This window comes from Pseudomonas sp. NY15354 (assembly GCF_048068075.1).
Taxonomy (GTDB): Bacteria; Pseudomonadota; Gammaproteobacteria; order Pseudomonadales; family Pseudomonadaceae; genus Aquipseudomonas; species Aquipseudomonas guariconensis_C.
The window spans coordinates 97,228-112,284 of record NZ_JBLUPV010000003.1; the positions used below are offsets into that span (position 1 = coordinate 97,228).

The 15,057-nt window shown below is 62.6% G+C and carries 12 protein-coding genes; all 12 read right to left on the minus strand.

All coding sequences use genetic code 11. From position 1 onward, the window contains the following. Window positions 1-25 precede the first annotated feature (25 nt). The 12 genes from dnaE to uppS all read right to left on the minus strand — a co-directional run bounded on the left by dnaE (window position 26) and on the right by uppS (window position 15,041). On the minus strand, window positions 26-3,550 hold the full coding sequence (gene dnaE / locus ACNFCH_RS04180) for a DNA polymerase III subunit alpha (RefSeq protein ID WP_337158181.1): 3,525 nt from the start codon (window positions 3,548-3,550) through the stop codon (window positions 26-28). A 188-nt stretch (window positions 3,551-3,738) separates the two neighbouring features. Then, a complete protein-coding gene (gene rnhB, locus ACNFCH_RS04185; protein ID WP_070094119.1) occupies window positions 3,739-4,362 on the minus strand; it encodes a ribonuclease HII in 624 nt (207 codons plus the stop codon). Window position 4,363: 1 nt separating this feature from the next. After that, a complete protein-coding gene (lpxB, locus tag ACNFCH_RS04190; protein ID WP_416742320.1) occupies window positions 4,364-5,491 on the minus strand; it encodes a lipid-A-disaccharide synthase in 1,128 nt (375 codons plus the stop codon). Between the two features lies 1 nt (window position 5,492). Then, window positions 5,493-6,269 carry an acyl-ACP--UDP-N-acetylglucosamine O-acyltransferase gene (lpxA, locus tag ACNFCH_RS04195; RefSeq protein ID WP_196167591.1) on the minus strand — a complete coding sequence of 259 codons (777 nt, stop codon included), beginning with the start codon at window positions 6,267-6,269 and terminating at the stop codon, window positions 5,493-5,495. After that, entirely contained in the window at window positions 6,266-6,706 is a 441-nt protein-coding gene (gene fabZ, locus ACNFCH_RS04200; protein ID WP_003252314.1) for a 3-hydroxyacyl-ACP dehydratase FabZ, read from the minus strand. The genes lpxA and fabZ overlap by 4 nt, the downstream gene beginning before the upstream one ends. A 113-nt stretch (window positions 6,707-6,819) precedes the next feature. Next, complete coding sequence (gene lpxD, locus ACNFCH_RS04205; RefSeq protein ID WP_416742321.1) at window positions 6,820-7,875, minus strand: UDP-3-O-(3-hydroxymyristoyl)glucosamine N-acyltransferase; 1,056 nt, start codon at window positions 7,873-7,875, stop codon at window positions 6,820-6,822. A 1-nt stretch (window position 7,876) separates the two neighbouring features. Next, entirely contained in the window at window positions 7,877-8,380 is a 504-nt protein-coding gene (locus ACNFCH_RS04210) for an OmpH family outer membrane protein (RefSeq protein WP_043208855.1), read from the minus strand. Between the two features lie 44 nt (window positions 8,381-8,424). After that, the gene (gene bamA, locus ACNFCH_RS04215; RefSeq protein WP_416742322.1) at window positions 8,425-10,776 is read right to left on the minus strand and encodes an outer membrane protein assembly factor BamA; all 2,352 of its coding nucleotides are present in this window, start codon (window positions 10,774-10,776) and stop codon (window positions 8,425-8,427) included. A 79-nt stretch (window positions 10,777-10,855) separates the two neighbouring features. Beyond that, window positions 10,856-12,208 (minus strand): RIP metalloprotease RseP, encoded by a 1,353-nt coding sequence (rseP, locus tag ACNFCH_RS04220; RefSeq protein ID WP_337158186.1) that lies wholly within the window; start codon window positions 12,206-12,208, stop codon window positions 10,856-10,858. Window positions 12,209-12,283: 75 nt separating this feature from the next. Next, window positions 12,284-13,474, minus strand: a complete 1,191-nt coding sequence (gene ispC / locus ACNFCH_RS04225) for a 1-deoxy-D-xylulose-5-phosphate reductoisomerase (protein ID WP_337158187.1) — start codon at window positions 13,472-13,474, stop codon at window positions 12,284-12,286. Beyond that, window positions 13,471-14,286, minus strand: a complete 816-nt coding sequence (locus ACNFCH_RS04230) for a phosphatidate cytidylyltransferase (protein WP_337158188.1) — start codon at window positions 14,284-14,286, stop codon at window positions 13,471-13,473. Before ACNFCH_RS04230 ends, ispC begins: the two co-directional genes overlap by 4 nt. Then, window positions 14,286-15,041, minus strand: a complete 756-nt coding sequence (gene uppS, locus ACNFCH_RS04235) for a polyprenyl diphosphate synthase (protein ID WP_196162772.1) — start codon at window positions 15,039-15,041, stop codon at window positions 14,286-14,288. Before uppS ends, ACNFCH_RS04230 begins: the two co-directional genes overlap by 1 nt. Between the last annotated feature and the right edge of the window lie 16 nt (window positions 15,042-15,057).

The window sequence follows — 15,057 nt, forward strand, 5'->3', positions numbered from 1 at the left end:
CAGGTCGAGATTAAAATTCGTCGGTTCAGCGGTATTGCAGGAAGACGTTCTCACGTCCGAACTGGTCACGCAGCGCTTGAATCAGGCCGTCGGCAGGGTCGATCGACCACTCGTCGCCAAACTGCAGCATCGCCCGCGCATCGCTACCGGTGTACTCCAGGGTGATCGGACAGCCGCCGCGGTGACGTGTGATCAGCTCGCCCAGCCACGCCAGTCGGTCGCCCTTGAGGGCCTCATGGGCCACCTTCAGGCGCAGGCTTTCGGCCAGCTTGGTGCGGGCGTCCTCCATGGTCATCACCTGCTTGACCCGCAGGCGCAGGCCGCCGGAGAAGTCGTCATTGCTGACCTCCCCTTCCACCACCACCATCGCGTCGGTCTGCAGCAGGGCCTGTGCCGCCATGAACGCATCGGCGAACAGCGAGGCCTCGATACGCCCAGAGCGGTCGTCGAGGGTGACGAAGCCCATCTTGTCGCCCTTCTTGTTCTTCATCACCCGCAGCGCAATGATCATGCCGGCCACGGTCTGAGTGTCGCGGGACGGCTTGAGGTCGATGATGCGCTGGCGCGCGAAGCGGCGGATCTCGGTCTCATATTCATCGATCGGGTGACCGGTCAGGTACAAGCCCAGGGTGTCCTTCTCGCCCCGCAGACGCTCCTTGAGGGTCAGCTCGCGTACTTTGCGGTGATTGGCGTAGACATCGGAATCCTCTTCCACGAACAGGCCCCCGAACAGGTCCACGTGGCCGCTGTCGGCGGTACGGGCGATCTGCTCGGCTGCCTTGATCGCCTCTTCCAAGGCCGAGAGCAGCACTGCCCGGTTGCGGTCGATGTTGGCCTGGTAAGCCTTGATTTCATCGTGGAAGTACGGGCCCAGGCGGTCCAGCGCGCCACTGCGGATCAAGGCATCGAGTGTTCGCTTGTTGATGCGTTTGAGGTCGACACGTTCACAGAAGTCGAACAGGTCCTTGAACGGCCCGCCCTCGGCACGCGCCTCGACGATAGCCTCCACCGGCCCTTCGCCGACGCCCTTGATCGCACCCAGGCCATAGACGATGCGGCCGTCGTTGTTGACGGTGAACTTGAAGTCCGAGAAGTTCACATCCGGCGCATCGAGGCGCAGCTTCATGCTGCGCACTTCCTCGACCAGCACTACCACCTTATCGGTGTTGTGCATATCCGCCGACAGCACCGCGGCCATGAACGGCGCCGGGTGGTGGGTCTTGAGCCAGGCCGTCTGGTAGCTCACCAGACCATAAGCGGCGGAGTGGGATTTGTTGAAACCGTAACCTGCGAACTTTTCCACCAGGTCGAAGATGTTACCGGCCAGGTCCGCATCGATGCCGTTGTTGGCGCAGCCTTCGATGAAACCGCCGCGCTGCTTGGCCATTTCTTCGGGTTTCTTCTTACCCATGGCGCGGCGCAGCATGTCAGCGCCACCGAGGGTATAGCCGGCCATGACCTGGGCGATCTGCATCACCTGTTCCTGATACAGGATGATGCCGTAGGTCGGTGCCAGCACCGGCTTCAAGCCGTCGTACTGGTAGTCCGGGTGCGGATAGGCCAGCTCGGCGCGGCCGTGCTTGCGGTTGATGAAGTCGTCCACCATGCCCGATTGCAGCGGGCCTGGACGGAACAGCGCCACCAGTGCGATGAGGTCTTCCAGGCAGTCGGGCTTGAGCTTCTTGATCAGCTCTTTCATGCCGCGCGATTCGAGCTGGAACACCGCCGTGGTCTCGGCCTTCTGCAGCAGCTCGTAGGTCTTGCGGTCATCCAGCGGGATGAAGTCGATATTGACGTCGGGAAGGTTCTTCTTGGCCTGCTCGCGGTTGATGATTTCCATCGCCCACTTGATGATCGTCAAGGTACGCAGGCCGAGGAAGTCGAACTTCACCAGGCCTGCGGCCTCGACGTCGTCCTTGTCGAACTGGGTCACCAGGCCACCGCCCTCTTCGTCACAGGCGATTGGCGAGAAGTCGGTGAGCTTGGTCGGCGCGATCACCACGCCACCTGCGTGCTTGCCGGTACCCCGGGTGACGCCTTCGAGCTTCAGGGCCATGTCCCAGATCTCGCGGGCATCCTCGTCGCCCTTGAGGAAGTCGCGCAGGATCTCTTCCTGCTCGTAGGCCTTCTCCAGCGTCATGCCCACTTCGAACGGGATCATCTTCGACAGGCGGTCGGCCAGGCCGTAGGACTTGCCCTGGACCCGTGCCACGTCCCGCACCACCGCCTTGGCCGCCATGGTGCCGAAGGTGATGATCTGGCTCACCGCATTGCGCCCGTAGGCCTCAGCCACGTAGTCGATCACCCGGTCACGGCCATCCATGCAGAAGTCGACGTCGAAGTCGGGCATGGAAATACGTTCAGGGTTGAGGAAGCGCTCGAACAGCAGGTCATAGGCCAACGGGTCGAGGTCGGTGATCTTCAATACATAGGCGACCAGCGAGCCCGCACCCGACCCCCGGCCTGGCCCCACCGGCACGCCGTTGTTCTTGGCCCACTTGATGAAGTCCATAACGATCAGGAAGTAACCGGGGAAGCCCATCTGGATGATGATGTCCAGCTCGAACTTCAGGCGGTCCAGGTAGACCTGGCGCTTCTCTTCGTAATTGGGCGTGGTCTCCTTGGGCCAGAGCACCGCCAGGCGCTCTTCCAGGCCTTCGTGGGAGACATGGCGCAGGTAGTCGTCGATGCCCATGCCGTTGGGCGTCGGGAAATCGGGGAGGAAGTACTTGCCCAGCTGCACGGTGATGTTGCAGCGCTTGGCGATTTCCACGGTATTGGCGATGGCGTCCGGCAGGTCGCTGAACAGCTCGGTCATTTCCTCGGCGGACTTGAGGTACTGCTGATCGCTGTAGGACCGTGGCCGACGCGGATCGTCGAGGGTCCAGCCTTCGCCGATGCAGACCCGGGTCTCGTGGGCGTCGAAGTCGGATTGCTTGATGAAGCGCACATCGTTGGTCGCCACCAGCGGCGCGCCGAACTGGTCGGCCAGGGCCACGGCGGCGTGCACGTATTCTTCGTCCCCGGCGCGATTGGTACGTTGCACCTCGACGTAGAACCGGTCAGGGAACATGCCCATCCAATCGCTGAGCAGCGCCTGGGCCTCGTCCTGGCGCCCCGCCATCAGCGCCACGCCGATATCGCCCTCCTTGCCCGCCGACAGGGCGATCAAACCTTCACTCGCCGGGGCGATCCAGTCGCGCTGAATGATCACCAGGCCATTGCGCTGGCCGTCGGTCCAGCCGCGCGAGATCAATTCTGTGAGGTTGCGATAACCCTTGGGGTTCATGGCCAGGAAGCAAATACGCGAGAGCGGCGCTTCGGGATCGCTGCCAGCCAGCCACAGGTCGGCACCGCAGATCGGCTTGATGCCAGCGCCCATGGCGGTCTTGTAGAACTTCACCAGCGAGCACATGTTGCTCTGGTCGGTAATCGCCACCGCCGGCATGTTCATTCCGGCCAGCGCCTTGGCCAGCGGCTTGATCCGCACCAGGCCGTCGACCAGCGAGAATTCGGAGTGCACGCGAAGGTGAACGAAGGAAACCGACATGGAAAATCCTATAGCAGTGCCAGACAACAAGAGCGGGATTGTAGCGTAAAAGCCATGAAAGTTTTGGGGCCGCTGCGCGCCCCTTCGCAGCTAAACCCACCCCCTCAAAACGTCACAGCCCTCGAACGCGGCGCGACACCTGTGGGAGCGGGTTTACCCGCGAAGGGCCGCAAAGCGGCCCCAATGGATCAGATCAAAGAATCGGTAATGCCCTCACGGGCCTCCCACGCCGCACGTACCGGTGCAAAGGAACGCCGATGAATCGGCGTCGGCCCCAGACGCGCCAACGCCTCAAGGTGAACAGGCGTTGGATACCCCTTGTGCCCACCGATCCCATAGCCGGGATAGATCAACTCGAACGCGCTCATCTCCCGATCACGGGTGACCTTGGCCAGAATCGAGGCAGCGGCAATGGCCGGCACCTTGGCGTCTCCCTGAACAACTGGCGCCGCTGGCACCGCCAGCTTGGGGCAGCGGTTGCCGTCGATCAGGGCGAGCTTGGGCGTGATGCTCAACCCTTCCACGGCACGCTGCATGGCCAGCATGGTGGCCTGAAGAATATTCAGCCGGTCGATTTCCTCGACCTCAGCCCGGGCAATGCAGAAGCTCAAGGCTTTTTCGCAGATCTCGTCGAACAGTGCTTCACGCTTGGCTTCGGTGAGCTTCTTCGAATCATTGAGCCCCAGGATCGGACGCTGCGGATCGAGGATCACCGCGGCGGTGACCACAGCCCCGCACAGAGGGCCGCGGCCGACTTCATCGACGCCGGCGACCAATTCCTCGACCAGGTTGAAATCCAGCCCCATTTGCATCCTATCGGTCTCCCAGCAAGGCCAATACCGCCTCGGCCGCCTGGTTGGAGGCGTCACGGCGTAGGGTGCGGTGAATCTGGTCGAAGCTTTCGGTCTGCTGCGCACCATTGCTGATCAGCGGCGCCACGGTCTGGGCCAAGGCTTCGCTGGTGGCGGCATCCTGCAGCAACTCCGGCACCAGCAGGCGCTGGGCCAGCAGGTTAGGCAGCGACACGTAGGGGCTCTTCACCATGCGCTTGAGAATCCAGTAGGTCAGCGGCGCCAGGCGATAGGCGACCACCATGGGCCGCTTGTACAGCAGCGCCTCCAGGGTCGCGGTGCCCGATGCGATGAGCACGGCGTCACAGGCCGCCAGGGCCTGGTGTGAGCGACCATCGAGCAGGGTTACCGGCAGGTCGCGCCCTTGCAGCATCTGTTCGAGCTGAGCACGTCGCGCCGGGTTGGCGCAGGGCGAGACGAAACGCACGCCCGGCACCAGTTCGCGCAGGCGCTGGGCTGTATCGAGGAACAACTCGCCCAGACGACCGACTTCGCCGCCGCGACTGCCCGGCATCAAAGCCACCAATGGCCCATCGCCCGCACCTATCGCCTCACGAGCCGCCTGGCGGTCGGCCTCGAGAGGGATGGTGTCTGCCAGCGGATGGCCGACGAAGCGCACCGGCACGCCCTGCTCTTCGTAGAACTTCGCTTCGAAGGGGAACAGGGTGAGCATCAGGTCGCAGCCTTCGCGGATCTTGAGCACACGCTTCTGCCGCCAGGCCCATACCGAAGGGCTCACATAATGCACGGTCTTGATCCCGGCCTGACGCAGCTTCAGTTCGATATTGAGGGTGAAATCCGGCGCATCGATGCCGATGAACACGTCGGGCTTTTCGGCGATCAGGGTGCTGATCAGTTCCTTTCGGCGCTTGAGCAGCTCGCGCAGGCGCCCGAGCACTTCGACCAAGCCCATGACCGCCAGGCGCTCCATGGGGAAATAGGACACCAGGCCCTCGGCTTCCATCAAGGGGCCGCCGACACCAATGAAACGCACATCGGGATGGCGCGCCTTGAGGGCGCGCATCAGACCGGAGCCAAGAATATCGCCGCTGGCCTCACCTGCGACCAGCGCCACGCAAAGCTGGGCCATGTCAGCGGGTGATGCCGCGGGCGGAACTGAGAATCGACTGACGGAACAGCTCGACCTCGGGGAACTGGGAGGCAAGCTCGCCCAGCTCGTTGATCGCATCTTCCACGGTCAGGCCGTGGCGATAGACGATCTTGTAGGCGCGGCGCAGGGCGTGGATGACCTCGTCACTGAAGCCCCGACGACGCATGCCCTCGAAGTTCATGCTGCGGGCTTCGGCAGGGCTGCCGAATACCGTGACGAAGGCTGGCACGTCCTTGCCGATGGCCGTTCCCATGCCGGAGAAGGCGTGGGCGCCGATATGGCAGTACTGGTGCACCAGGGTATAGCCGGACAGGATCGCCCAGTCGCCCACATGCACATGACCGGCCAACGCGGTGTTGTTGACCAGGATGCAGTGGTTACCGATGACGCTGTCATGCCCGATATGGGCATAGGCCATGATCAGGTTGTGGTCGCCCAACGTGGTTTCCGAGCGATCCTGGATGGTGCCACGGTGAATGGTCACGCCTTCGCGGATCACATTGTGGTCCCCGATCACCAGACGCGTGGGCTCACCCTTGTACTTGAGGTCAGGGGTGTCCTCGCCGATGGAGGAGAACTGGAAGATACGGTTGTGCTTGCCGATGCGGGTCGGCCCTTTGAGCACCACATGAGGGCCGATGACGGTGCCCTCGCCAATTTCCACGCCTGGGCCTACGATCGACCAGGGGCCTACCTCGACACCGTCGGCAATCTTGGCCGACGGATCGATGATCGCCCGAGGATCAATCGAACTCATAGGGAGCGTTCCGCGCAAGTGATCTCCGCCGAGCAGACCGGCTTGCCGTCGACCAGGGCGCGGCACTCGAACTTCCAGATCATGCTCTTGCGGCTGAGGAACTTGGCTTCCAGCACCAACTGGTCACCTGGCAGCACCGGCTGGCGGAAGCGCAGCTTGTCGGAGCCGACGAAGTAGTAAAGGGTGCCGTCCGCCGGTTTGGCATCGAGCATCTTGAATCCGAGAATCCCGGCCGCCTGGGCCATCGCCTCGATGATCAGCACGCCCGGCATGATTGGATGCGCCGGGAAGTGGCCATTGAAGAACGGCTCGTTGATGCTGACATTCTTGTAGGCACGAATGCTCTGGGCCTCGAAATCCAGATCCGTCACCCGGTCCACCAGCAGGAACGGGTAACGGTGAGGCAGGTATTCGCGAATCTCGTTGATGTCCATCATTTCGGGGGGAAGCCTGTAATAAGAATAGGGAGCGCAGGTGCTGACCACACGCTCCTTTTGCAATCCAAAGAGGAGCCAGCTAGCGTCTGTTCACTCTTGCTCAGGGAATGGTATCAGCCTTCTGATGTCGGCTGGCCACCTGAGGTCACGGTATCGACGCGTTTTTCCAACTGCTGAAGACGCTTGGACATTTCATCCAGTTGGCGGATACGCGCGGCGCTCTTGCGCCATTCGGCCAAGGGTTGCATGGCCGTGCCGGAAGAATAGCCGCCCGGTTCGGTGATCGAACGGGTGACCATGGTCATACCGGAAACGAATACGTTGTCGCAGACATCAATGTGACCCACCATGCCAACGCCACCGGCGATCATGCAATGCTTGCCGATGCGCGTACTGCCGGAAATCCCGACACAGGCCGCCATCGCCGTGTGGTCACCGACCTGCACGTTGTGGGCGATCTGGATCTGGTTGTCGAGCTTGACGCCATTGCCGATCCGGGTGTCCGACAGGGCGCCGCGGTCAACGGCGGTGTTCACGCCGATCTCAACGTCGTCACCCAGGGTCACGCCGCCGATCTGGGCGATCTTCTGCCACACGCCCTTCTCGTTGGCAAAGCCAAAGCCTTCGCCACCGATCACGGCACCGGACTGGATCACCACGCGCTTACCGATGGTCACGTCGTGATACAACGTGACACGCGGTGCAAGCCAGCCGCCCTCACCGATCACGCAACGGGCGCCAATGAAGCAGTGGGCACCGATCGTCACGTTCGCGCCGATCCGCGCGCCGCTTTCGATCACCGCGAACGGGCCAATGCTGGCGCTGGCATCGACCTGCGCGTCCTCATGCACCACGGCGCTGGGATGGACTCCCGCCACAGCCTTGGGCTTGGGATCGAACAGGTGCGAAATGCGGGCGTACGCAAGGTAGGGGTCCGCCACGACCAGTGCGTTTCCGGCGAAGCCTTCGGCGTCCTCGGCCTTGAGCAGCACCGCGCCTGCCTGGGAATCGTCCAGGTATTTACGATACTGCTTGTTGGCAAGAAAGCTCAACTGCCCGGCGGTGGCCTCCTGCAAGGTGGCCAATCCGGTGATCTGCAGAGTCTCGGGGCCTTTGAGCTGCGCCCCGAGGGCCTCGGCCAGCTGGCCGAGCGTCATGGTCACGGTCATATCAACGGGCTTGGTTCATGCGCTCGATGACTTGGCGGGTGATGTCGTACTGCGGCTTGACATCGATTACCGCGCCGCGCTCGAGCACCAGGTCGTAGCCGCCTTTCTTGATCACTTCCTCGACAGCACCGTCCAGCTTGGGCTTGAGCTGCTTGAGCATGTCACGGTCAGCAACGGCCTTGGCTTCGTTCAGCTCCTTGGACTGGAACTGGAAGTCGCGAGCCTTTTGCTTGAACTCGAGCTCCAGACGCTCACGCTCTTGCTGCTGCATCTTGTCGCCACCTTTGATCAGGCGGTCCTGGATGCCTTTGGCGCTGCTTTCCAGGTTCTTGAGCTTGGTCAGCTGCGGTCCGAACTTTTTCTCGGCATCGACGGCGTATTTCTTGGCCGCGTCGGATTCGAGCAGTGCCATCTGATAGTTCAGCACGGCGACCTTCATTTCGGCGAAAGCCGGGGTGGCGACCAGCGCCGCGGCCATCACGGCCAGTTGGGTCAACTTACGCACGATGCACTCCTGGATAAACCGTTGTCGTTAAGCAAGGGCCGACCTTAGAAGGTCTGGCCCAGAGAGAATTGGAACACCTGGGTATCGGCGTCGTCCGGCTTCTTCACCGGCATCGCCAGGCTGAAGCTCAGCGGACCCAGCGCAGTGATCCAGGTGACGCCCAGACCGACAGAGCTTGCCATGCCCGAGAAACCGACCTTTTCGCAATCAGGCTTGTTGCCGCAATTGGTGTCGAACACGTTACCCACATCCCAGAACACGGAAGTGCGCAGGGAGCGCTGGTCCTTGACGAACGGCAGCGGGAACAGCAACTCGGCACCGCCCTGGACGAGGACGTTACCACCGAACGGCAGCGGGTCCTGATCCGGGTCCTTGATGGTGCCCGGCTTGTTGCCCTGGCTCGGAGTACTGCGTGGGCCCAGGCTGCTGTCCTTGAAGCCACGCACCGAGTTGAAGCCACCTGCGAAGTAGTTCTCGTAGAACGGCAGACCGTCGGTGGAACCGAAGCCATCACCATAGCCCAATTCGGTGTGCAGACGCAGGGTGTAGTCGTTGGTGATTGGCTTGAACAGCTGGCCGCGGTAGTCGATCTTGAAGAACGAAAGGTCGCTGCCCGGAGTGGTCACTTCGGCGCTCAGGCTCTGAGAGTGGCCACGGGTCGCCAGAACACCTTTGTTGAGGGTCGATTCCGACCAGCCGGCCGAGGCCTTGAAGTTCAGGAAGCTGTCATCGCCTTCCTTCTCCAGGAAGTCGAAGATCTCGTCGACGGTGTACTTGCCGGTCTTGATCTTGTCCTGCTGTACGTTCAGGCCGAAGGTCAGGCGCGAGGTTTCGCTGATCGGATAGCCCACGCTGACGCCAGCACCCAGGCTGTCCACCGCATAGCTGGCCACGTCGACGTCGAGGTCGTCGTAGTCGGTGCTGCGGTAGAAGGCGTTGTAACCCAGGCTGACGCCATCGGCGGTCCAGTAGGGGTCCACGAAGCCGAAGTTGTAGCGGGTCTGATATTCCGAACGGGTCAGGCCGACGGAGACCTTGTTACCGGTACCCAGGAAGTTGCTCTGGCTGATCGAACCACCCAGGATCAGGCCCGCGCTCTGTGCGAAACCGACGCTGGCGGTGATCGAACCGGAAGCCTGTTCCTCGACGCTGTAGTTGACGTCGACCTGGTCGTCGGTGCCTGGCACCGGCGGGGTCTCGACGTTGACTTCCTTGAAGAAGCCCAGACGCTCCAGACGGGTCTTGGACTGGTCGATCAGGTAGGTCGAAGCCCAGCCGCCTTCCATCTGACGCATTTCGCGGCGCAGCACTTCGTCTTCGGTCTTGGTGTTGCCGCGGTAGTTGATACGGTTGACGTAGGCACGCTTGCCCGGATCGACCACGAACATGATATCGACGGTGTGGTCTTCGTCGTGGGGCTGCGGTACGCCGTTGACGTTGGCGAAGGTGTAGCCTTCGTTGCCCAGGCGACGGGTGATCAGGTCGGAGGTGGTGGTCATCACCTTGCGCGAGAACACCTGGCCCGGCTGCACCAGCAGCAGAGACTTGACCTGGTCTTCCGGCACTTTGAGATCACCGGAGAGCTTCACGTCACGGACAGTGTACTTCTCGCCTTCATTGATGTTGACGGTGATGTAGACGTGCTTCTTGTCCGGGGTGATGGACACCTGGGTGGAGGCGATGTCCATGTTGATGTAGCCGCGGTCCAGGTAGTAGGAGCGCAGGCGCTCCAGGTCACCGGAGAGCTTCTCGCGGGCGTACTTGTCGTCGTTCTTGAAGAAGGACAGCCAGTTGGTGGTCTTGAGCTCGAACAGCTGGCCCAGCTCCTCGTCATCGAAGACGTTGTTGCCAACGATGTTGATGTGCTGGATGGCAGCGACGGTGCCTTCGTTGATCTTGATCTTCAGGCCGACACGGTTGCGTGGCTGCGGCACCACTTCGGCATCGACTTCGGCCGAGTAGCGGCCCTGGGCCACGTACTGGCGTTGCAGTTCGTTACGCACGCCTTCGAGGGTGGCGCGCTGGAAGATTTCACCTTCGGCCAGGCCGGACTGTTTCAGGCCCTTCATCAGGTCTTCGGTGCTGATCGCCTTGTTGCCTTCGATCTCGATGCTCGAAACCGATGGGCGCTCGACCACATTGATGATCAGGACATTGCCGTCGCGGTTCAGCTGGATGTCCTGGAAGAAGCCGGTCTTGAACAGGGAACGCGTGGATTCGACCAGGCGACGATCATCGGCCTGATCACCCACGTTCAAGGGCAAGGCACCGAACACGCTGCCCGCGGAGACCCGCTGCAGACCATTGACGCGAATATCGGAGATGGTGAAGGACTCGGCGTGAACTTCAGCGATCATCAGTGCGGAGAGGACCGCAGTTAGCAGCAGACGTTTCATGAAGTCCTTTTATTCCAACTGGCAATAAACAACCCGCCGCGATAAGGCGGCAGGTTCGTTCGCAATTGAGCGAAGCTTTTTATAGTCGACCCAGATCGTTGATCAGGGCGAGCAACATCACCCCAATGACCAAACTGATACCGATCTGGACCCCCCAACCTTGCACCCGATCCGAGAGCGGACGACCGCGCGCCAGCTCGATCAGGTAAAACAGCAAATGCCCCCCATCCAGTACTGGAATGGGCAGCAGGTTAAGAACCCCCAGGCTTATGCTCAGGTAGGCCAGGAAATTCAGGAAATCCCCCATGCCCGACTGGGCTGAAGCGCCCGCCACTTTAGCAATGGTTATCGGTCCGCTCAAGTTTTTTACCGAGAGCTCCCCGAACAGCATTTTCTTCAACGATTCAAGGGTCAGGACGCTCATGTTCCAGGTCCGGGAAAGGCTCTCGCCCACCGCATCCATCGGCCCGTAGCTGATTTCGCGCAGCATTTCGGCAGGCCATTCGACCGCCTTCACACCTGCTCCGAGATACCCCCCGGACGCCTGCCCTTCCCCGCGGCGAGCGAGGGTTACCGGGACCTCCAGCCGTGCGCCATCACGCTCGACGCTCAGCCGCACTTTGGCCTCGGGGCGTGCGCGAACGCTGTCCACGACTTGCTGCCAATCCTTGAGGGCGATACCGTCAAGAGCGAGCAATGTGTCGCCGGTCTTGAGCCCTGCAGCGGCCGCCGGCCCCTTGGGATCGATCTCGGCGAGCACCGGGTTTATGGCTGGACGCCAGGGGCGCAGACCGAGGGACTGGATCGGATCCGGCTCGTCGACACCCTTGAGCCAATGGTCCAGATTGATTTCGTGCTGGCGCTCGACGGTAGCGCCCTCATCGCGCACACCGACCTGCAAGGTGCCGCTCTCACCGAGGCGGCGTACCAGCTGCAGATTGACTGCAGACCAGCCGTTGGTCGGTTTGCCGTCGATCGATACCACTTCCTGACCTGCGACCAGGCCAGCGGAGGCCGCCAGGCTGCCCGACTCGACCGCACCGATAACCGGACGAACCTGCTGAGACCCGAGCAGAGCCACGACCCAGAAGAACAGGATCGCCAGGAGGAAGTTGGCAACAGGCCCCGCCGCGACGATAGCGATGCGCTGACCTACCGGCTTGCGGTTGAAGGACTGACCGAGCAGCGCAGGCGGCACTTCGCCTTCGCGCTCGTCCAGCATCTTGACGTAACCACCCAGGGGAATGGCCGCCACCACGAATTCGGTGCCATGGCGGTCATGCCAGCGCACCAGCGGCGTGCCGAAGCCCACGGAGAACCGCAGCACCTTCACACCACAGCGGCGGGCGACCCAAAAGTGGCCGAACTCATGGAAAGTGACCAGTACACCCAGGGCTACCAGGGTGCCGATTATCATGTAGAGCGCTGTCATAACCATCTCCGAATGACGTTCAGCCCATCCCTGGAACTCGTGGCCTGCGAGGTTCGAGCCTGCAGGCCACCAGCATCAGTAACCGCGACGCCTCAACCATTCCCGGGAAAGCTCCCGGGCCCGCTGATCGGCGGCGAACACCGCCTCCAGCGTCGGCAGCGCCACCACCGGTTCCTGGTCAAGCACCTGTTCGATCATACCCGCGATCTCGGGGAAGCGGATACGCCGCTGAAGAAATGCCTCCACAGCCACTTCGTTGGCGGCATTGAGCACGGCAGGCGCGCTGTTTCCGGCCTCGGCAGCCTGCCGCGCCAGGCGCAGACAAGGGAAGCGCGTTTCGTCGGGGGCCTGGAAATCCAGACGAGCGATCGCGAACAGATCCAGCGGCGCGACACCGGAATCGATGCGCTCCGGCCAGGCCAGGGCATTGGCGATCGGTGTGCGCATGTCCGGATTGCCCAACTGGGCGAGCACCGAACCGTCGATGTAATCCACCAGCGAGTGGATGACGCTCTGTGGATGCACCACCACTTCCACTTTGGCCGGCGCCGCATCGAACAGCCAGCAGGCCTCGATGAGCTCCAGCCCCTTGTTCATCATGCTGGCCGAATCGACCGAGATCTTGCGCCCCATGGACCAGTTGGGATGGGCGCAGGCCTGTTCGGGCGTCACATCCGCCAGCGCGGCCACAGGGGTCTCGCGGAACGGTCCGCCAGAAGCGGTCAGCAGGATACGGCGCACCCCCACCTGGGCCAGGCCCCGGGCATGGTCGGTCGGCAAGCACTGGAAGATCGCGTTGTGCTCACTGTCGATCGGCAGCAGCACGGCACCACTGCGCCGCACCGCATCCATGAACAGGGCACCGGACATCACCAGCGCTTCCTTGTTGGCCAGCAACACCTTCTTGCCCGCCTCGACGGCAGCCAAGGTCGGACGCAGGCCCGCAGCACCGACGATGGCCGCCATCACGGCGTCCACTTCGGATGCCGAGGCGACCTGGCACAGGCCAGCCTCCCCTTCCAGCACCTCGGTGACGCAACCCGCTGCGGCCAGGCCATCACGCAGACGCGCAGCGGCATCGGCACTCGGCACCACCGCATAGGCCGGGCGGTGCCGCACACATAGGGCAAGCAGGTCATCGAGGCGGGAGTAACCGCTCAGGGCAAATACCTGATAGCGCTCCGGATGGCGCGCGATGACATCCAAGGTGCTGAGGCCGATCGAACCGGTGGCACCCAGCACTGTGATGCGTTGCGGGCGACTCACATGACACCCCATTCGGCCGCCCAGAGCAGCACGGCGAACATCGGGATCGCCGCAGTCAGGCTATCGATGCGATCAAGCACGCCACCATGCCCTGGCAATAGATTGCTGCTGTCCTTGATGCCTTCGCGGCGCTTGAACATGCTCTCGGTCAGGTCACCGATCACCGAGGACATGACCACGACCACGGCCCCCAGCAGACCAAGCAGCACCTGCCCGAAGCTCCAGTCACGGGCCAGGCCCACGCCCAGGGCGATCAACAGGCTGACGGTCATGCCGCCATAGACGCCTTCCCAGCTCTTGCCCGGACTCACCTGTGGCGCCAGCTTGCGCTTACCGAAGGCACGCCCGGCAAAATAGGCACCGATGTCAGCCGCCCAGACCAGCACCATCACCGCCAGAATCAGCCAGTTGCCCAACTGCCAGTGCTTGAGCAGCACCAGGCCTTGCCAGGCCGGCAGCAACACCAGCAGCCCGATCAGCAGACGGCAAGCGGCACTGGCCCACAGGTCGCTGGTACGCGGATAGGTGAGTACCAGCCAAGTGGCAAGTGCCCACCAGATCACCGACGCCCCCAAGACCCAGGGCGCCAGATCCGGCATCAGGTAGAGCAGCATCAACGCCCCGGCCACCACGGCGGCGTAGGCCAAGCGCAGCGGCTGGGCCACCAGCCCTGCCAGCCGCGCCCACTCCCAGGCACCGATGGTCACCACGAGGCCGATGAACAAGGCGAACTCCCCACCGTTGAGCAGGAAGAAACCACCCAGCGCGATCGGCAGCAGGATCAGCGCGGTAATGATGCGTTGTTTAAGCATTAAGCACGAGCTCCAGCCTCGACCTGCTCGCTGGTCTTACCGAAGCGGCGCTGGCGCGAAGCGAAATCGGCCAGGGCATTGCGCATGGCCTCGTGTTTGAAGTCCGGCCAGTACAGGTCGGAGAAGTACAGCTCGGCATAGGCCAGCTGCCACAGCAGGAAGTTGCTGATGCGGTGCTCGCCCCCGGTGCGGATGCACAGGTCTGGCAGCGGCAGGTCACCGGTGGCCAGGCACGTCTGCAGCAGGTCAGGGGTGATGTCCTCGGGGCGCAAGTGGCCTGCCTGGACTTCACGCGCCAGTCGCTGTGCGGCCTGGGCGATATCCCACTGCCCACCGTAGTTGGCGGCGACCTGCAAGATGAAGCGGTCGTTGCCAGCAGTCAGGGCTTCGGCTTCGCGCATTGCAGCCTGCAACTCAGGATGAAAGCGCGAGCGATCGCCAATGATCCGCAGGCTGATCTTGTTCTCGTTGAGGCGCCTGGCTTCACGGCGCAGGGCCGTGAAGAACAGCTCCATCAGCGCACCGACCTCATCGGCCGGACGCTGCCAGTTCTCGCTGGAGAAAGCGAACAAGGTCAGCACCTCGACCCCGGCCTCGGCACAGACTTCGATCACCGCACGCACGGCATCGACGCCCGCCTTGTGCCCGGCAACGCCGGGCAGCAGGCGCCGCTTGGCCCAGCGATTGTTGCCATCCATGATGATCGCGACGTGACGCGGCACCGAAGGCGATGCCGCTGACTTGGTCTTTTCCATGAGAGAAACCCCCGGC